Here is a 17,681-nt window from a genome sequence, read left to right as displayed (position 1 = left end):
CCTGCGAGCTGGCTGGACGGCGCCGCGTGGGGATCAAGCGGTGGTGCCGGCCGCCGCCGCGCCGGCCGGATCGGTCGCGACCCGCTCCACCGCGGCCCAGATCGCCAGTCCGTCCAGCACCAGGTTCGGGGCCAGGGCGGCCTCGGCCAGGTGCGGATGCATGGCGTCGGCGCCGCCGCCGTGCAGCAGCAGCCGCGGCGGCCCGCCCAGGCGCTGGCGGGCGGCGGCCAGGCTGCATTCGATCAGGGCCAGCGCCGCGCCGTCGCAGCCCGAGGCCAGGGCGTCTTCGGTGTCGCTCGCGAAATCGACGTAGTCGCCGCCGGTTTCCGGCAGTTGCGAGGCGCGCGCGTGCAACGCCTCGCGCATCAGGGTCGGCGATGGCGCGATGCGGCCGCCGAGATGGCGGCCGTCGGCATCGATCAAGTCAACGGTCAGGGCGGTGCCGACGCCGCAGACCAGCGCCGCGCCTTCGCCGCGCGCGCGCGTGCCCAGCAGGGCCAGGAAGCGATCGACGCCGAGCTTGCGCGGGTCGGCATAGGCGATGCGGACCTCGCCCAGGCACGGCTGGGTGCGCGCAATCGCGATCCGCGCGCAGCGCGCGGTCAGCGCCTCCAGCACCGCCAGGCGCAGGCTGGGCGAGGCCACGCTGGCCAGATAGGCGACATCGATGCGTTCGGGCAGCGCCTGCGCGAGCGCGGCGGCGACGTCCTCCTCGCGGTGCGACAGCGCCACGGCTGCTCCGGGGCGGCCGTCCGCGCGCAGCGGCGCGCATTTGAGGCGGGTGTTGCCGAGATCGAACAGCCAGGCGCTCATGCGTTCGCTCCGGGCGCGCGGCGCACGCTGACTTCGCCGGCATGGAAATTCTGCACCGTGCCGTCGTCCAGGCGCAGGCGCAGGGCACCGTCGTCGGCCAGGCCGATCGCGATGCCGTCCTGACGCTGGCCGTTACCGCCGAGCACCGCGACCGCCGCACCCGCGAGCGCGTCCAACGCGGCATAGCGCGGCAGGAACGGAGCCAGGCCCGCGCCATCGAATTCGTCCAGCGCCGGCAGCAGGCGCGCCAGGACCGCGGCCGCGATCGCATTGCGCGCGGGCGCGGTACCGTCACCGAGCCCGCCGCTGCCAAGCCCGCTGTTGCCGAGCATGCTCAGATCGCACCAGGGTTGATCGATGGCCGCCGCGGCGGCCGCCGGCATGCGCACGTTGAGGCCCAAGCCGATCACTGCGCGCGCCGGGCCGGCGTGTTCGCCGCCGCCCTCGATCAGCAGCCCACCGAGTTTGCGCAGCCCTTGCGGGTCGACTACGACCAGGTCGTTCGGCCATTTCAGGCGCACGCCTTCGTAGCCCAGACCATGCAGGGCCTCGACCGCGGCGATGCCGGCGACCAGGCTCAGCCCTCCCAGCCGCGCCAGCCCGCCGCCGAACTGACGCGACAACGACAGATACAGATGCGCGGCCAACGGCGAGGCCCATTCGCGCCCGCGACGGCCGCGGCCGCCGGTCTGGCGCTCGGCCAACAGCACCGCGGCGCCCTGCGCCGGCGTGGTCCGGCGCAGGAGTTCGCTGTTGGTGGAATCGATGCTCCAGGCGACTTCGATCTGGGCCAGACGCGCGCGTTCGCTCGCGGGCAGGGCCGCGGCGATCGCGTCGGCGTCGAGCAGATCCAGCGGCTGGCTCAGTGCGTAGCCGCGGCCGGGCTTGGCTTCGATCGCGACCCCTGCTTCGCGCAAGGCTTCGATCCGTTTCCAGACCGCGGCGCGGGTCTGGCCCGACGCGCGCGCGAGCGCATCGCCCGAGGCCGGGCCGGCAATCAACCGTTGCAGCAACGCGCGCTCGTCCATCAGCTGCGGCGCAGACGATGCAGCAGCCGCGCACGCGCGAAGCGCGCCTCGGTGCCGGCGCGCAGGCGCGCGAGGTTGCCGCGATGGGTGTAGACGATCAGCAGCGCGACCGCGCACGCGAACCACAGACGCGGCTCGCCGGCGTCGCTCCACCAGGCCAGCAGCGGCAGGCACAACGCCGCCAGCACCGTCGCCAGGCCGACATAGCCGCTGAGCACGACGGTCGCGATCCATACGATCAACAGCAGCGGAATTCCGTACGGCCACAGCACCAGCAGGCCGCCGACCGCGGTCGCGGCGCCCTTGCCGCCACGGAAGCCGTGCCACAACGGCCAGACATGGCCGATCACCGCCGCGAACGCCGCGGCGTAGCCGTGGGCGGTCACGCTCAGCGCACCGGCGACCGGCGCGTAGCGCAGCGCCAGCCAGGCCACCAGCGCGCCTTTGCCGATATCGATCGCGACCACGCCCAGCGCGAAGCGCCAACCCTGGGTACGAAACGCATTGGTGCCGCCGGCATTGCCGCTGCCCTGCTGGCGGATGTCGACACCGCGCAGGCGCCCCAGCAGCAGGCTGCCGGACAGGGACCCGATCAGGTAGGCGGCGGCGATCAGCGCGTAGGTCGACGGGGCGATCGAGGAGAGGGACGCGGGCAGCATGGGCGGATTATGAGGGAGCGCCGCGCCTGCGTAGCATGTTTCGCCCAGGGGTAGAGCGGCGTAGGCCGCGGTCGCGCCCATGCGGTAGACGGTGCGAGCGTCGGTCTTGCGGCGCGGCGCTATCCGCCGGTGGTTCAAGCACGCCCAGACGCGGAGCTCGCGTCGGCAGTGAGTTTCGCGGTCGCGGCTTACGCCGCTCCTACCCCTGTGCGGATGGGTCGGGGCGGCGCCGGCTGCACCGACACCAGCAGCGCGCCGCGCCCCGCATGCGCGCCGATCGCCGGGCCGGTTTCGACCAGATGCGCCTCGACCAGATCGACCCGGCGACGCAGGGTTTCGAGCAGGCGCGCGCCGTCGTCGCGGGCATCGCAATGGCCGACGATGGCGCGCCAATGCTGCCCGCGCGGCAGGCGCCGGGCGATGTAGCCGGCGAACTTCTCCGGCGCGCTGCGTCGCGCCAGCAGTCCGCCGGCCACGCTCAGGCGGCCGTCGGCCTTCATCCGCGCGATCGGGGTCAGCCCGCTGTAGCGCACCACCGGCCCGGCCCAGGACGGGATGCGGCCGCCGCGCACCGCGTGCGAGATGTCGCGCGCCATCGCCCAGGTCAGGGTCAGCGGACGCAGGCGTTCGAGTTCGGCCAGGATCGTGGCCAGATCGGCGCCGGCCTCGGCCAGTTCCGCCGCGCGCCAGGCCAGCAGGCCCTGGCCGCCGGCCGCGTTGATGCTGTCGAACACGCGCACGCGCAGCGGATCGGCGCGCGCGGCCGCCTGTTCGCCGGACTGCAAGGTGCCCGAGACCGCGCGCGACAGGCCGACATAGACCACCTCGGGATGGTGGGCGAGCAGGAAATCGAACGGACGCCGGAAATCGCCGGGCGGCGGCTGGCTGGTCTTGGGCAGGTCGGCGGACGCGCCCATGCGGCGGTAGAACTCGGCCGTGGCCAGACCGACCTTGTCGAGGTAGTCGCGGCCGTCGACGCTGACCCGCACCGGCACGACGTGGATCGCATGCCGTTCGAGCACGGCTTCGGGCAGGTCGGCGGCGCTGTCGGCGACCACCGCCACCCGCTGCGAGGATTCGGCGCTGCGTTGCTGCAGCAGCATGTCGTCGGCCTTCATGCCCTCGACCGCGCCGAAGCGCGCGCAGGCGTCGAACAAACGCTGCGGCACGCCGACGTGCGCATGCACGCGCATGCGCGTTGCGCCGCCGGCGAGCACCAGCGAATCGGCGCCGATCGCTTCGAGCGCGGCGCGCAGGGTTTCGCGCTCGATGCCCTCGCCCAGCAGCAGGCATTCGCTGCACCAGCGTCGCTCGGGATCGACGTCCTCGTGCGGCGCGTGGACGTCGTTCGCGCTCGGCGCCTCGTTGGCCGCGGCGACGGCGCCGTGCATGCGCAGCGCGCGCGGGCCGCCGTCGACGAACTCGGCGATGCCTTCGAGCAGGTCGACGAAGCCCTGGGCGCCGGCATCGACCACGCCGGCGCGCTGCAGCAGCGCCATCTGTTGCGGCGTGCGCGCCAGGGCGATACGCGCACTGACCAGGGCGCTGGCGAAGCCCGGACGCGGATCGCCCTGCCCGCTCGCGCCGCGCGCGGCCTCGTCCAGGGCGTCGGCGAAGGCGCCGATCACGCTCAGGATGGTGCCCTCGACCGGATGCGCGAGGGCCGCGCGGGCACTGTCGGCGCCGTGCCGCACCGAGGCCGCCAGCGCAGCCGCGTCCAGCACCGGCTGGGCGCGCGCGTGCTCGGCCACGCCGTGCAGGAACTGGGCCAGGATCGCCCCGGAATTGCCGCGCGCGCCGTCGATGGCATCGTTGCCGATCCGCAGCAGCAGCTCGCCGATATGCCGGCTGCGTCGGCTCAGCGCCCCATTCAGCAAGCTGCCGAGGGTGTGCGCCAGATTGTTGCCGGTGTCGCCGTCGGCGACCGGAAACACATTGATCCTGTTCAAAGTGTCGCGCCCGGCGATGACCCGGCGGGCACCCGCGATCAGGGCCCGGCGCAGGGCCGGCGCAGTCAGGGGCGGGCGCGGGTTCGTCATGGCCGGAGTCTGCCTCAACCGTTCGTCCGAACCTGCTGCGACGCAGCATCGGCCGGCCCCGCGGCATGCCCGGATTCGCGCTATAGTCCGGATCTGTCCGGCGGCTGTGCATGGCCGGGCTCACGAGGATTCCGCCATGCTACGGATCTGCTTCTGCCTGCTGATCGCCTTCGCCAGTGCGAGCGTCGCCGCGCGCGAGGTCAAGCTGAGCCCGAACGAAAGCTGCCCGGAAAGCGCCTCGCAGAAGAAGGACACGGTCCGCGCGAGCAATCGCGCAGTCGTCGCTCCGGCCCGCAGCAACGAAACCAAAGCCAAGCCCACGGTGCACAGCGACGCCAACAACGGCCGCCTGCAGTCGCCGCGCTGGCACAGCTTCCTGCCGGGCATGTTCCGCTAAGCCGGATCCGCGTGAGCGCGGCGCGCTCACGCTTGCTGCGCTAATCGTTCCGTCCGATACCCATTCAAGCCTTGCGCGCTTGTGCGCGAGCGAACGCTTGCGGTTAGCCTGTCGCTCCCTAGGCAACGTCTTCGCCCGCCTTGTTCGACTTTCTGCGCCGCCTGCGGCGGCCACCGCCCATCGCCGACGCACTCTGGCGCGACGCACGCGCGGCGGTGCCGTGGGCGGCCGCGCTCGATCCGGCGCGCGACGCGCGCCTGCGCGATCTGGTCGCGCGCTTCCTGCACGAAAAGACCATCAGCCCGATCGGCGAACTCGTCCTCGACGATCGCCGACGCTGCATGCTGGCGATGTTGTGCTGCCTGCCGCTGCTGGAGTTCGGCGCCGAGGGCCTGCGCGGCTGGTCGCAACTGATCGTCTATCCGGATGCGTTCCGGGTGAAGCGCAGCCACATCGACGCGGCCGGCGTGCTGCACGAATGGCAGGACGAACTGATCGGCGAAGCCTGGGACGCCGGTCCGGTGATCCTGTCCTGGGCCGACGTGCTCGCCGATTGCGAGGATCCGCGCGCGGGCTTCTGCGTCGCCGCGCACGAGATCGCACACAAGCTCGACGCGCTCGACGGCCTGCTCGACGGCACTCCGCCGCTGCCGCGGCCGTGGCAGCGCGAATGGGCGCGCGATTTCCAACGCGTGTACGACGGCTTCATCGACGAGGTCGACTCGGGCCGCGAGACCGCGATCGATCCCTACGCCGCCGAGGCGCCGGAGGAGTTCTTCGCGGTCGCGACCGAATACCACTTCAGCGATCCGGCCCTGCTGCGCGAGTCGATGCCGGAGATCGCGGCGCATCTGCAGCGTTTCTATGGGCCGTCGCCGTTCGCTCGATAAGGGGAACCGAGGGGGCTGGCCCTTTCCGCCCGCCGCTTACAGACCGGGCGGCAATTTGACTTCGAAACGCGCGCCGCCCAGTTCCTCCGACGGCACCACGTCCAGCGTGCCGCGATAACCGCGCACCAGGTCCTGCACGATCGCCAGGCCGATGCCGTGGCCGTGCACGCGCTCGTCGCCGCGCACGCCGCGCTGCAGGATCAGCGCAACCTTCTCGGGCGGAATGCCAGGGCCGTCGTCCTCGACCGCGAGCAGCAGGCCGGGGCGGCGACCCGGCGCGGTCTCGCCCGGCTTCACCGTCAGCAGCACGCGCGAGCGCGCCCACTTGAACGCGTTCTCGAGCAGGTTGCCCAGCAGTTCCTGCAGATCGCCCGGCTCGCCGTGGAACTGCACGCCCGAGGCGACTTCGAATTCGCACAGCACGCCCTTGCCGGCATAGACCTTTTCCAGGCCGCGCACGATCTGTTCGGCATGCGGCTCGATCGCCACCGGCGCGGCGAACAGGGCGTGGCCGCCCGAGGCCGCGCGCGCGAGCTGGTAGGACACCAGGTCGTTCATGCGTCGCAATTGCAGATCGACGTCTTCGCGCAGCTCGCCGTCGGGCGCGTTGTCGTCCAGCCGCGCGCGCAGCACCGCCAGCGGCGTTTTCAGGCTATGCGCGAGATCGGCCAGGGTGTTGCGCTGGCGGTCGAGGTTCTCGCGTTCGCTCTCGATGAAGGCGTTGATGCTTTCGGTCAGCGGCTCCAGCTCGCGCGGGTGGCGCTCGCTCATGCGCGAGGCCAGGCCGCGCTGCACGCGCTTGAGCTCCTCGATCACGCGCTTCAGCGGGCGCAGGCTCCACTGCATGATCAGCGCCTGCAGCAGCAGCAGGATGAAACCGGCGCCGCCGAGGTAGCGCCACAGCGCGCCGCGGAACACCGCGACCTGGCCGCTGAGCGAGGTCGTGTTTTCGAGGATGTAGATCGTGTACGGGAATTCGGCGCGCGGATCGCCGCCGGCGGCCCAGGTCAGGCCGATGCCGTAGCGGTAGGCCTCGCCGACGTCGCCGTTGATCTCGGTGATCGGCAGCGGGCCCTCGAAGCGGCGCTCGCTGGGCTTGAGCATGGACGCGGCCGGCAGCAGCGGACCCTGCGCCGAGGGCGAGTCCCAATGCCCGTTGGGCAGCACCAGTTCGGCGTACAGGCCGCTGCCGGGCTGGTCGAAGCGCGGGTCGATCGGTTCGTAGGGCTCGACGAATTCGCCGCTGCGGTCGAAATCGCCCTTGGCCGCATAGGCCAGAGCGTAGCCGTGCAGGCGTTCGCGCAGGTTGTTCTCGGCAGTGTCGAGGAAGGCGCGGTCCAGCGCGTAGCCGGCCAGGGCCAGGAACGCGAGCAGGCCCAGGCTGGCGGCGAGCAGCTGCCGGGCCTGCAGCGAACGCGGCTGGCCCCAGCTCACGGGCGCACGCCCACGAACGAAAACCGGGCGCGAATCGCGTTCGCGCCCGGTCTGTGATGTTCGTTTGAGGTTGAGTCCGCCCGCATGCCGGCCCGACGCCCTCGTCCGGCCGCGGCCGGACGAAGCCCGTCGTTACTCCCCGCTGCGCGGAATGGCGAAGCGGTAGCCGCGGCCGCGCACGGTCTCGATCGGCTTCATCGCGCCGTCCGGGTCCAGCTTCTTGCGCAGGCGACCGATGAAGACCTCGAGCACGTTGGAGTCGCGGTCGAAGTCCTGCTGGTAGATGTGCTCGGTGAGGTCGGCTTTGGAGACCAACTCGCCGGCATGCATCATCAGGTACTCCAGCACCTTGTACTCGTAGCTGGTCAGATCGACGTTGGTGCCGGCGACGCTGACCGTCTGCGCGGCCAGATCCAGCATGACCGGTCCGCATTCCAGGGTCGGCTTGCTCCAGCCCGCGGCGCGGCGCACCAGCGCGTTGAGGCGCGCCAGCAACTCCTCGACATGGAACGGCTTGACCAGGTAATCGTCGGCGCCCTGCTTGAGGCCTTCGACCTTGTCCTGCCAGCTCGAACGCGCGGTGAGGATCAGCACCGGGAATTTCTTGCCTTCGTCGCGCAGCGCCTTGATCAGCTCCATGCCCGACATCTTGGGCAGGCCAAGGTCGATGATGCCGAGGTCGAACGGGACTTCGCGGCCCATGTACAGGCCTTCTTCGCCGTCCTGGGCGGCGTCCACCGCGAAGCCTTCCCGCTTCAGGCGCGCGGCCAGAGTCTCGCGCAGCGGTGCTTCGTCTTCGACCAACAGAATTCGCATGGGCACTCCCTTATCAGTCGACCGCGCCGGAGGGCGCGACCTCTACGCCAGAGGTTAGTCGTTGTCGTTGTCGTCGCCGCGTGTACGGCCGCCGTCGTCGCGCCGGTTGCGGGCCTGCTGCGGGTCGTCCATGTAGATGCGGACCCGGCCGCTGGGGTCGACGACCTTGACCCGATTGACGTCGCGGCCGTCGAACGGCACGCGCTCGGCGCTCAGGACCTGGCCGCCGCCGCTTTCGCGTTCGACGCGGCGTACAGCATCGGACAACGCGCGGTGGCCCTCGTGCCGGTCATGGCCGTCGTCGCGCCCGCGGCGCTCCTGGCCCTGACCCTGGCCCCGGCCGCCCCGCTCCTGGGCCCAGGCGTCGCCGGCCCCGACCGCGAGAGCGGCGAGCAGCAGCGATGCCATGAGGCGGGCGGGCAGGATGTTCATGGGGACTCGAAGGCAACGTGACGGAACAATAGCGCACGGGCGCTGGATGAGGTGGCATTCTCGGAACGGAGCGGTGAATCCGGTCTGAACTTTTTCTTCACGTTCCAGCCGCCATTCAGACCGGTGCGTGCGGCGACCGGCGCGGCCTGCGGTCGAAACCGTTCGGTACTGAAATTGCGCGCCGGCGGCCACGGCCTGCCAGGCCCGCCCCGCCGCGTTATCAGGCTCGCGGTCGCGCCGGCGCGGTGCGCCGGGTCCGGCCTCAGTAGATCTCGCCCACGCAGCAGCGCAGCGAACCGCCGCCGGCCTCGATCGCGTCCAGCTCGACCGCCGCGACGGCGAAACCGGCCCGATCCAGCGCGGCGCGGCTGGCCGGGCTCAAGGCCGCGGCGGCCGCGGCGCTCATCCAGACCCGGTCCTGGGACAATGCGATCGCGTTGCCGGCGAAGGCGGCGTGCTCGGCCGGACTCAGTTCGATCGCATGCGGGCCGTAGACCCGGGCGATGGCGGCGGCCGCGGCCGGGTCGGCGAAGCCGCCGGGGCAGATCAGGGCGGCGCGGCCCGCCAGCACCGCCAACACCACGTTGGTGTGGTATTCGCCGGGCGCCAGATCGAACAGCAGGGTCGCGCGCAGGCCCAGGGCCTCGTGCATCAGGCGCGCGCCGTCGGCGTCGCAGCGCTCGGACAGGCCGCAGTAGCCCAGCCCGCGCGCGCGGTCGATCACCAGCGCGCCGGTGAGCTCGCAGGGGTGCGGCTGGGTCGACAGGTCGATCTCGGCATAGCCCAGCACTTCGCGGAAGAAGCCGCGGATGTCGGCGCGCTCGGCTTCGCGCTGGCGCACCGGGTGGCGCATGCGCCCGATCAGGGTCCGGCCGGGCGCGGTCGCATAGACGTTGTTCGGGAACAGCGCGTCGGGCGTGTCCGGGTCGCCGGCGAAGCAGATTGTCGGCAGCAACGCCGACAGCGCGCGCTGCAGCTCACGGTGCTGGGCGCTGGCGCGGCCCGGATCGAAGCCCTCGGCCGCGGCCATGTAGCGGTTGTCGCCGGCCGACTGCTCGGCGCGGGCGAAGCCGTCGGGCGCGACCAGGAACGCGGCACGCGCCGTAGCCGGGCCGAAATCGGCCGCGCAGGCCTGGGCGACGGCGAGGAAGGCGTCGGTGTCGCGGGTGATCATGCGGCGTCGGCCTGGGCCTCGGTCGGCGCCAGGGCGCGCTCGATCAGCGACCAGTCCGCGCCGGGCCGGTGCGAGCCCTCGCTGAGCACCTGGCGGAACGCGCGCCCGCCGCGCTCGCCGTGGAACAGACCGAGCAGATGGCGGGCGATGTGCTTGAGGTAGACCCCGCGCGCCAGCTGGTCTTCGATATAGGGCCGCAGGCCGCGCAGCAGTTCGGCGCGGCTGCGCAGCTCGCCGCCGAACCAGGCCACGTCCAGGCGATGCAGCAGATAGGGGTCGTGATAGGCCGCGCGGCCCAGCATCGCGCCGTCGCTGTGGGCCAGGTGCGCGCCCGCGTCTTCGAAACTGGCGATGCCGCCGTTGACGATCACCTGCAGCTCCGGATGGTCCTGCTTCAGGCGGTAGGCCCAGTCGTAGCGCAGCGGCGGCACCTCGCGGTTCTCCTTCGGCGACAGGCCCTTGAGCCAGGCGTTGCGGGCGTGGACCACGAACAGGCCGCAGCCGGCCGCGGCGACGCGCTCGATGAAGGCCAGGAACACCTCGTAGTGCTGGTCATCGTCGACCCCGAGCCGGCACTTCACCGTCACCGGCACCTCGCAGGCCGCGACCATGGCCGCGACCGACTCGGCGACCAGCTCTGGCTCGCGCATCAGGCAGGCGCCGAAACGCCCGGCCTGGACCCGGTCGGAGGGACAGCCGCAGTTGAGATTGATCTCGTCGAAGCCATGCTCGGCGCCGATCCGCGCCGCCTGCGCCAACAGCGCCGGCTCGCTGCCGCCCAATTGCAGGGCCACCGGATGCTCGACCGGGTCCATCGCCAGCAGCCTGTCGCGATCGCCGTGGATCACCGCATTGGCGTGGACCATCTCGGTGTACAGCCGCGCATGCGGCGCCAGCGCGCGGTGGAAGACCCGACACTGGGTGTCGGTCCAGTCCATCATGGGCGCAACCGAAAGCCTGATGCCCTCTGTATTCAACGGCTTGCTAATTTGATCAATCACTTAGGCGCACCCCAGCATCCCCGAAAGTCCCGCAAAATCCCGCCATTTCCCGACCCCGGTGTACCATCGGCGTACCCGAATCGGCTGGTACACATGGCGACCTTCCAACAGCGTGGGGACAAGTGGCGAGCCATTGTCCGCCGAAAGGGCTTCAAGCCCAAGTCCCGTACTTTCCCAACCAAGACCGCGGCGAAGATCTGGGCCGAGCGCATTGAGCGCGAGCTAGCCGAGCAAGAGGCACGCGGCACCTCGGAGCTAGACGGCGCTACCGTCGCCGACCTGATCGACTGGTACCGCGACTACGTCGGCAAGCTCAAACGCATCAGCCCCACGCAGAAAGGGAACCTCACCCGGGTGAAGGAAGGTCTTGGCGCGAAGGTGGCCAGCCGCCTCGTCGCGGCCGACGTGATCGAGCACGTCCGGCGCCGGCGACAGGGAGAGCACGTCAACTCTGCAGGTAAGCAGATCCCCGCCTGCAGTGGCGCCACGATGAACGTGGAGCTGGGCTATCTCTCCGAGATGCTCAAGGTGGCCAAGTCCATGGGCAAGCTCACCCTGCCCCACGATCCGATCGCAGAAGCGCGGCCAGCACTGCGCCTGGTCAAGCTGGTGGCCAAGCCGATTAGGCGCACACGCCGCCCGACCCAAGACGAGCTGGACCGCCTCAAGGCCCACTTCAAGGCCAACGAGTGGCGCATGAAGATACCGATGGTCGACATCATCGACTTCGCTGTCGGAACGGCAAAGCGCCAGGAAGAGATCACTCGTCTCCTTCGCGAAGACCTGGATGCCGAGACCCGCACCGCGCTGCTGCGCGATGCCAAGCACCCGCGCGCGAAGGAGGGCAACCACAAGCGCTTTCCGCTCCTTGGAGAGATGTGGGGCCTGGTCGAGCGCCAGCCGCAGACTTCGCCCCGCATCTTCCCCTACAAGCCCGACTCGATCGGCACCGCCTTTCGGCGTGGCTGCGTCGCCTTGGGGATCCAGGACCTGCACTTCCACGACCTGCGACATGAGGCGACGTCGCGCCTATTCGAGCAGGGCTACGGCATTGAACAGGTCGCTACAGTTACGCTGCACGAGAGCTGGCAGGAGCTAAAGCGCTACACGCAGATCAGGCCGGAAAGCCTGCACCGAGACTAAGAACGCGCCGACATCCCATCACCCGATCAGGCCCAGTGACTAGCGAGCGCAGACGCATTAGCGCCCAATCTATTCCTCGATAGAACTTGGAAAGCAACACACACTAGACGGCCGACGACTGCCTACAAAAACCAGGGCGATTCAGTTTCGCTAACTCGCCGCGCTGGTTCTTTCTCTCCTCTCATCATTGAACTGCAGAACAACCGCGGTCTGGCCCGCGGAAATGCAGTAGAAGATGACCTGCGGGCTATGAGGATCCGATTCCGCAAGCAATTCAAAGACCTCAAACGCGCCAAGCTCCGTGAGGACGACAGACATCATGTCCATGACTTTGAACGATAGGTAGTGTCGAAGATCGTGTAAATCACCCTGACTTTTCGTTGCCCCCTCCCTAACCAGATAGCGGCCGAGCGAGTCTTCTATATCTCGCACACCGCCATCCAATCGCTTCACCGAGGAGAATCGCAATTGAGGTAGCCAGTGATAGTAGTTCCTAATGACCTCATCAACGGAGCGCCCGTCGTCAACATGAACTACGTAGCAGCATGAGGAGTAGTCACGCAGCCCCCCATTCATCAAAGCCAAGCCGGAGAGAAATCCGTCAATCCGGGCAACTTCTCGCTCAACCTTTGACGTGTCATCAGTCTTCATGCTGGGCAAACTCCACCGCAAATGTCCCTATAGGCAGCTTCAAGCTTGACCAGTGCCGCCGAAAGCAGAGCAATTCGCTCTTTATGACCGACGTAACTGCTTGACCAGGGATTCAGATCCGTCTTTCGCCAAGCAATCTGTGCTCTCAGTACTCTAATCGCATTTGCAAGTCTAACGCACATATCGCCGCCTCCGAATGGATCCGGCGTGAAATAGAGAGCGTCAGTCTCCTCATAGTGAGTGTGAGGCGCCCGCTCCTTCGCGAGCCCTTCCGTGTATTGCTTACAACTATCATCGATGAGACAAAGCCAAAAAAAGGGCGGATAGGCCTGACCAACGTCACCTCCGGTTACGCGAGGCCCACCCATGTCATTGAAGCCATACGGATTCTGTCCAGGTGGCGGCGCACCAAGCCTACTGGCGAGCGTTGCTTGCAAGCCAAACGGATCAGAACTTCCGAGCGGCGCCCCACCGACATAAGAGTATGTTGAGGCTCCTCCTCTCATGCCAATCGGATCGCTTTGCGAATAGCGCCCTGCACGCGCCTCGTAATCCCTGAAATAGTTGTAGTTGAATCCGCTGACAGCATCGTAGCGCTGCCCCGGGAACCGCAGATCGAACACGAACGCGGTGCCGTTGTTGTCCGGGTCTTGGTTGGGCGCACTGTCACCGAACGCCTCGTTACCTAGTTGCCAGTTCCACACCGACTTCTCCGCAACCGGATCGATCACGTTGCGCGGCGTGCCCAGGTGATCGGCCTGGACGTAATGCAGCTTGTTCGTATCGATCACGCCGACTGGCAGATCGCCCAGCCAGATAACTTCCTGGATGCGATTGCCCGTGTGGTCGTACACACCCACGGTACGCCCCGCCTCGTCATAGCTGGCGTAGGTCTGCGCCGTTGATGTCGTGGTCGGGTAGCGCCGCGTCTGCTCGCCCTGGCCGTTGTAGGCGTAGTTCATCACCGCACTGCCGCTCTGCTTCACCTGCCCCATGCGGTTGGCGGCGCTGTAGACGAACTCCTGGGCCGTGCCGCCGATGGCAACGGTGTTGCCGGTGGCGTCGTAGCTGCGGGCGGTGGCGCCGACCTGCGACAGGCGGTGGCTGGTGGTTGGATAGGTGTAGGTCTGCGTCGCACCCGCGTCGGTCTTGCTGGTGCGGTTGCCGGTGGCGTCGTAGGTGTAGCCCTGCAGCAGCGCGTTGCTGGTGCCGTCGCGGGTTTCGGTCAGGCGGCCCAGCCTGTCGTAGGCGTAGGCTCGCAGCGGCGGTTCGGACTGGTCGCCCTTGCGCAGCTTGATCAGGTTGCCGACCGCGTCGAACTCGTAGCCCAGCGACAGGCCGTCCGGGCCCACGTCCTCGATGACGCCGGGCTGGTAGTTCTGGTTGTGGGTGCGCTTGAGGCGGCGGCCGTCGCCGTACTCCAGCTCGGCGGCCGGGCCGAACGGGTAATAGGTGACGCCGGCCAGCAGCACCTGCGGGCTTTGGCCCGGCTGGGTGACCGTCACGCCGCTGGGCTGGCCCAGGGTGTTGTAGGTGTAGCCCACCTGCATGCCGCTGGGATAGGTGACCGACGCCAGCTGGTTGGCGAGGGTGTAGCTGTAGACCAGGGTGAAGGTTTGGCCGTTGGTGGTCTGGACCTTACGGACCACGTTGCCGCGGCGGTCGTAGCAGTAACGGGTGTTTCCGCTGCCGTCGTCCATACGGGTCATGCGACCGGTGCTGAACGTCTCACCGCTTTGGCAGACGGCCTGTGTGGTGTCGTAGGTGTAGCCGACGTTAAGCGCCGTATCGCTGTAGGCGATGCCGACGACGCGGTTGAGGGCGTCGTAGCTGTAGGTCGCCGTCTCGTTGCGAGCATCGGTCTGGGTCTTGCGGTTGCCGGCGCTGTCGTAGGTGTAGCCGGTGACGCCGGTATCCGGGCTGGTCAGCTGGGTCAGGTCGCCCAGGCCGTTGTACTGGTACTGGGTGTTCAGACCCTTGGGGTCGGAGACCTGGGTCAAACGGTCCAGTGCGTCGTATTGAAACTGCGTCTGGGCGTTGATCCCGGCGGTGTCCTGCAGGGTCTGCGCCAGGCGGCCGATCGGGTCGTAGGCGTTGTCCGTGACCGTGCCCTGGGCATCCGTGGTGGTGTCCAGTTGGCCGGCTGCGTCGTAGACGTAACCGGTGGCGTGGTTGTAGGCGTCCTTGCCGGTACTGAGCTGGCCGAGCTGGTTGTAGACGCGCGACAGGGTGCGCAGCAGCACGCCGCCGCTGTCCTTGGTGTCTTCCTTGGTGCGCTGGCCCGCGTTGTCCAGGGTGTAGACGATCTGGTTACCGGCGTTGTCGGTGATCGTGGTCAGGCGATGCGCGGCGTCGTAGCCGAAGGTGGTGTAGCTGCCGTCGGGCTGGGCGATCTTGTTGATCAGGCCGGTAGGCGTGTACTCGTAGCGGTTGATCGCGTCGTCGGTTTCGCTGCCGGCGTTGGGGCCGCGCAGCTTCTGCGCCGTCAGCCAGCCACGGGGGTGGTACTCCATATCGGTGATCACGCCATTGGCGTCCTTCACCGACAGCGGGCGGCCCACGCCGTCGTAGGCCAGCGTCTCAGTGACCTGCCCCAGCGCGTTGGTGACCTTCCACAGGTCGCCCTTGCGGTGCGGGCAGGTGGTCGGGGCGCTGGCGCAGGTAGCGTCGTCGCTGGCGTAGTACGTGAGCTGAGTCGTGTCGGCCACGTCGGTGCGCGGGCCATTGACCGAGGTGACCAAGCCCAACAACGGACAGGTGCCAGCGGTGATGTCGGTTTGTTCGCAGTAGGCGGTGGTGCTGGTGCGGGTGTTGGACGGCGTCGCCGGGTCGGTGGCCGTTGCGGTCAGCGCTTGGCCGCGGGCGTTGTAGCTGTAGTCCTGTTTCGCCAGCAACGCGCCACCCGCGGTGTAGGTCTGGCGCTGCGTGGGCAGGTCCAGCGCGGTGTCCCAAGCCGTGGTCTCGCTGCGCAGGCGGGTGCTGGCGGCAGCCAGGGCGTCGGTGGCCGGGCATTGGGCCGTGGTGGCCGCCGGGTAGTCGTAACGCGCGATTACGCGCAGCCAGTCGGTGTCGTAGTACAGGCAGGTCAGCAGATCGCCGCGGCGGCGGTTGGACACGTTCGACTTGGTGTCGTAGACGGTGCCCGCAGCGATGGTCACCCCACCCGCCCCCGACTCCACCTGCTGGCTGGGCACCCGCATGCCGAACCGGGTCTGGAACTGGAACTGGGTATTGCCGCCCTGCGGCGTGGTGACGTTGACGTTGCTGCCGTCGGCGCCGTAATTGACCACGTAACGATCAACGCCGCCGGCGTGCTCGGTGGAGGTGGCGCGGCCGTTGTTGCTGTCGTACGTGAACGTGGCGTACGTCACGCCGTTGTGCGCCACTTCGGTCAGGTACCAGCTGTTGACGATCTTGATGTAGCTGTAGGTCGTGACCAAAGCGCCTTGAGTCACGCTGGCCAGTTGGCGGTTGACGTCGTAGGCGTAGACGATGGCCTGCCCGTCCGGCAGGTCGATGCGGTTGAGCAGGCCGCCGGCGTCGTAGGTCAGCGTGGACACGCGGCCGTTGGCGTCGGTGACGGAGGTTACGTTGCCACTGGCATCGCGCGCGTACGTCGCCACCACGCGGCCGTCGCGGATCTCACGCTGGAACTGGCCCTGGGCGTCGTAGATCTCTTGCGCGTTACCGGGCTTGCGCAGCTCCCAGAAGCTTTGGCCGCCCACCTGATAGGGGTTGAGGCGGTACAGGCGCTGATCGTCCTCGGGCTTCCACTGGCCGTTGCCGTCATGGGTGAACGCCAGCGAGCGCCCGTCCGCACGCATCACCAGCGCCGCCTGGAACTGCGAGGGCCGCGCCTCGCTCACGACCAACTCGCGCGTCAGGTCGGAGAACCAAGAGCCGCCATACGGATTCGGTGAGCCGATGAAGGTGGGGAACGAGTTGTAGCTGCGCGCCAGGCTCAACTGCGCCGTCAGCTCATCGCGCGCGCGCTCGATCTTGACGCCGCTGTTGACGGAGATGGGGTTGCCGACGTCCGTGGGGCAGTGCTGGCAGGCCTTGGCGGGCGCCACCACCGACGAGTAGCGCACGCAGGTGAACTGGTTCTTCAGGTAGTTGTATCCGGCCGGACACACCTGTTTGGGCGCCACGTAGTTCTGGCGGAACACGTTGTACTGCGTCTGCCCCGTCGAACGATTGGTCTCGTCGTAGTAGCACCCGATGCCGGCGGTCGGATGGGTGCCGTATCGGCCATTCGCATAGGTGATCGGCGGCTGAGGCGAGTTTCGGGTGATGGAGTCGCCCACCAGTCGGCAGGCCACGTTCGCGTTCGTAAAGAGCAAAGGCTTACCGTCGACACCGCCCTGATACATGGTGGTGGACGGCAACGAATGTTCCTGCGCCCAAGCAGTGGCCGTTGCGCACAGCAGCAGCGCGAGCGCGAAGGCCCGTGTAATCCGTGTCATCCCCTGTTCCCGAAGCGTTGCGATCGGCGGACATGATCGCGGGTGGGACACAGGCGGCACAAGACCCGTCAGCTGCATATTTATGTCGGGCTTAGCCAGGGCCCTGCGTGATGGGCACGGCCACCGACAACACTTCCGCCCAGAGCGGCCCCGTCTGGAACCAGACGAATTTTGGCGGCAGCTGCAGGAGATTGAAGGTCGACATGGCGCCAGGATAGCGCTGGCCATCTCAGGGGCTGCGACCGCTCAGCGGAAGATGCTCTAGGTGGTGGACTTGAAGCCGCTCCACACCCAGCTCGCCAGGACTTTAAGTCCAAGGCTCGCAACGTAGGCCAACACGATCGGCAAGATGAACACGATCAGCGACTGCCCAGCGCTCCCTAGCCGCGGCATGCCGGCCAGGATGCACGCCCACCACATCAGCACGGCAGCCCGAATAGGGCAAGCGAGAGTCGCCTGGTGCCTTCGGTCTTGCAGAAATAGGGATTGATCACGACGCACGCTCCATGTGGCAGGGAACCTCTTCACCCCTACATATCGCCGGAACGCCGACCCGCAGGACATCGCCTCGTCCAGGGGATTTGCCGAATTGGCCTTGCTCAAGGGCCGCGCGGTTGAGCGGCCTGGGGCCCGCACTCGGCATGCTTAGGATCGCGCGGCGAACTTGCCAGTGCTGTCGGCGCGGTGCGCATCGACGCGTAGGAAAACTCCGAATTAAACGTCAGGACACGGAGTCCC

14 protein-coding genes are annotated in these 17,681 nt (G+C 68.4%); 3 read left to right on the top strand and 11 right to left on the bottom strand.

The genetic code is table 11. The features are described from left to right. Positions 1-33: 33 nt before the first annotated feature. The 4 genes from ASE10_RS11000 to ASE10_RS10985 form a co-directional block, all read right to left on the bottom strand. Positions 34-813 carry a type III pantothenate kinase gene (locus ASE10_RS11000; protein WP_056304909.1) on the bottom strand — a complete coding sequence of 260 codons (780 nt, stop codon included), beginning with the start codon at positions 811-813 and terminating at the stop codon, positions 34-36. Beyond that, positions 810-1,841: a bifunctional biotin--[acetyl-CoA-carboxylase] ligase/biotin operon repressor BirA gene (gene birA, locus ASE10_RS10995; RefSeq protein WP_055909107.1), complete on the bottom strand. Its 1,032-nt coding sequence runs from the start codon at positions 1,839-1,841 to the stop codon at positions 810-812. Before birA ends, ASE10_RS11000 begins: the two co-directional genes overlap by 4 nt. After that, positions 1,841-2,500: a glycerol-3-phosphate 1-O-acyltransferase PlsY gene (gene plsY, locus ASE10_RS10990; protein WP_055909110.1), complete on the bottom strand. Its 660-nt coding sequence runs from the start codon at positions 2,498-2,500 to the stop codon at positions 1,841-1,843. The genes birA and plsY overlap by 1 nt, the downstream gene beginning before the upstream one ends. Positions 2,501-2,688: 188 nt before the next feature. Beyond that, positions 2,689-4,539, bottom strand: a complete 1,851-nt coding sequence (locus ASE10_RS10985; RefSeq protein ID WP_055909113.1) for a DegV family protein — start codon at positions 4,537-4,539, stop codon at positions 2,689-2,691. Between the two features lie 136 nt (positions 4,540-4,675). Here ASE10_RS10985 and ASE10_RS10980 point away from each other — a divergent pair, with 136 nt between their 5' ends. Together ASE10_RS10980 and ASE10_RS10975 are read left to right on the top strand one after the other, a co-directional pair. Next, positions 4,676-4,936, top strand: a complete 261-nt coding sequence (locus tag ASE10_RS10980; protein WP_055909116.1) for a hypothetical protein — start codon at positions 4,676-4,678, stop codon at positions 4,934-4,936. A gap of 179 nt (positions 4,937-5,115) precedes the next feature. Further along, the gene (locus ASE10_RS10975; RefSeq protein WP_235565909.1) at positions 5,116-5,826 is read left to right on the top strand and encodes a M90 family metallopeptidase; all 711 of its coding nucleotides are present in this window, start codon (positions 5,116-5,118) and stop codon (positions 5,824-5,826) included. Between the two features lie 36 nt (positions 5,827-5,862). Here ASE10_RS10975 and ASE10_RS10970 read toward each other — a convergent pair whose 3' ends face one another. From ASE10_RS10970 to dusA, 5 genes are all read right to left on the bottom strand, one after another. After that, a complete protein-coding gene (locus ASE10_RS10970) occupies positions 5,863-7,260 on the bottom strand; it encodes an ATP-binding protein (protein WP_055909120.1) in 1,398 nt (465 codons plus the stop codon). Positions 7,261-7,392: 132 nt separating this feature from the next. After that, the gene (locus tag ASE10_RS10965; RefSeq protein WP_055909122.1) at positions 7,393-8,076 is read right to left on the bottom strand and encodes a response regulator transcription factor; all 684 of its coding nucleotides are present in this window, start codon (positions 8,074-8,076) and stop codon (positions 7,393-7,395) included. A gap of 54 nt (positions 8,077-8,130) precedes the next feature. After that, positions 8,131-8,508: a hypothetical protein gene (locus ASE10_RS21065; RefSeq protein WP_056304907.1), complete on the bottom strand. Its 378-nt coding sequence runs from the start codon at positions 8,506-8,508 to the stop codon at positions 8,131-8,133. 262 nt (positions 8,509-8,770) lie between these two features. After that, complete coding sequence (locus tag ASE10_RS10955) at positions 8,771-9,682, bottom strand: arginine deiminase-related protein (protein WP_055909128.1); 912 nt, start codon at positions 9,680-9,682, stop codon at positions 8,771-8,773. Beyond that, complete coding sequence (gene dusA, locus ASE10_RS10950; protein WP_056304906.1) at positions 9,679-10,683, bottom strand: tRNA dihydrouridine(20/20a) synthase DusA; 1,005 nt, start codon at positions 10,681-10,683, stop codon at positions 9,679-9,681. The genes ASE10_RS10955 and dusA overlap by 4 nt, the downstream gene beginning before the upstream one ends. Before the next feature lie 93 nt (positions 10,684-10,776). Between dusA and ASE10_RS10945 the strand changes: the two genes are divergently transcribed. Beyond that, positions 10,777-11,826, top strand: a complete 1,050-nt coding sequence (locus ASE10_RS10945) for a site-specific integrase (RefSeq protein WP_056304904.1) — start codon at positions 10,777-10,779, stop codon at positions 11,824-11,826. 150 nt (positions 11,827-11,976) lie between these two features. Here the strand turns inward: ASE10_RS10945 and ASE10_RS20175 are convergent, their stop codons facing one another. Both ASE10_RS20175 and ASE10_RS10940 read right to left on the bottom strand, forming a co-directional pair. Further along, on the bottom strand, positions 11,977-12,477 hold the full coding sequence (locus tag ASE10_RS20175; RefSeq protein WP_157480848.1) for a hypothetical protein: 501 nt from the start codon (positions 12,475-12,477) through the stop codon (positions 11,977-11,979). Beyond that, a complete protein-coding gene (locus ASE10_RS10940) occupies positions 12,474-16,943 on the bottom strand; it encodes an RHS repeat protein (RefSeq protein WP_162255273.1) in 4,470 nt (1,489 codons plus the stop codon). Before ASE10_RS10940 ends, ASE10_RS20175 begins: the two co-directional genes overlap by 4 nt. Positions 16,944-17,681: the final 738 nt, after the last annotated feature.

This window comes from Lysobacter sp. Root76 (assembly GCF_001428685.1).
Taxonomy (GTDB): Bacteria; Pseudomonadota; Gammaproteobacteria; order Xanthomonadales; family Xanthomonadaceae; genus Lysobacter.
The sequence above is the reverse complement of the archived record's forward strand: the minus strand, read 5'-3'. Positions and strand labels throughout refer to the sequence as shown.

What these genes read in the sequence shown, in the direction of transcription:
- ASE10_RS11000 (WP_056304909.1), bottom strand. Translation starts at nt 813, where the DNA reads ATGAGCGCCTGGCTGTTCGATCTCGGCAACACCCGCCTCAAATGCGCG.
- birA (WP_055909107.1), bottom strand. Translation starts at nt 1,841, where the DNA reads ATGGACGAGCGCGCGTTGCTGCAACGGTTGATTGCCGGCCCGGCCTCG.
- plsY (WP_055909110.1), bottom strand. Translation starts at nt 2,500, where the DNA reads ATGCTGCCCGCGTCCCTCTCCTCGATCGCCCCGTCGACCTACGCGCTG.
- ASE10_RS10985 (WP_055909113.1), bottom strand. Translation starts at nt 4,539, where the DNA reads ATGACGAACCCGCGCCCGCCCCTGACTGCGCCGGCCCTGCGCCGGGCC.
- ASE10_RS10980 (WP_055909116.1), top strand. Translation starts at nt 4,676, where the DNA reads ATGCTACGGATCTGCTTCTGCCTGCTGATCGCCTTCGCCAGTGCGAGC.
- ASE10_RS10965 (WP_055909122.1), bottom strand. Translation starts at nt 8,076, where the DNA reads ATGCGAATTCTGTTGGTCGAAGACGAAGCACCGCTGCGCGAGACTCTG.
- ASE10_RS21065 (WP_056304907.1), bottom strand. Translation starts at nt 8,508, where the DNA reads ATGAACATCCTGCCCGCCCGCCTCATGGCATCGCTGCTGCTCGCCGCT.
- ASE10_RS10955 (WP_055909128.1), bottom strand. Translation starts at nt 9,682, where the DNA reads ATGATCACCCGCGACACCGACGCCTTCCTCGCCGTCGCCCAGGCCTGC.
- ASE10_RS10945 (WP_056304904.1), top strand. Translation starts at nt 10,777, where the DNA reads ATGGCGACCTTCCAACAGCGTGGGGACAAGTGGCGAGCCATTGTCCGC.
- ASE10_RS20175 (WP_157480848.1), bottom strand. Translation starts at nt 12,477, where the DNA reads ATGAAGACTGATGACACGTCAAAGGTTGAGCGAGAAGTTGCCCGGATT.
- ASE10_RS10940 (WP_162255273.1), bottom strand. Translation starts at nt 16,943, where the DNA reads ATGACACGGATTACACGGGCCTTCGCGCTCGCGCTGCTGCTGTGCGCA.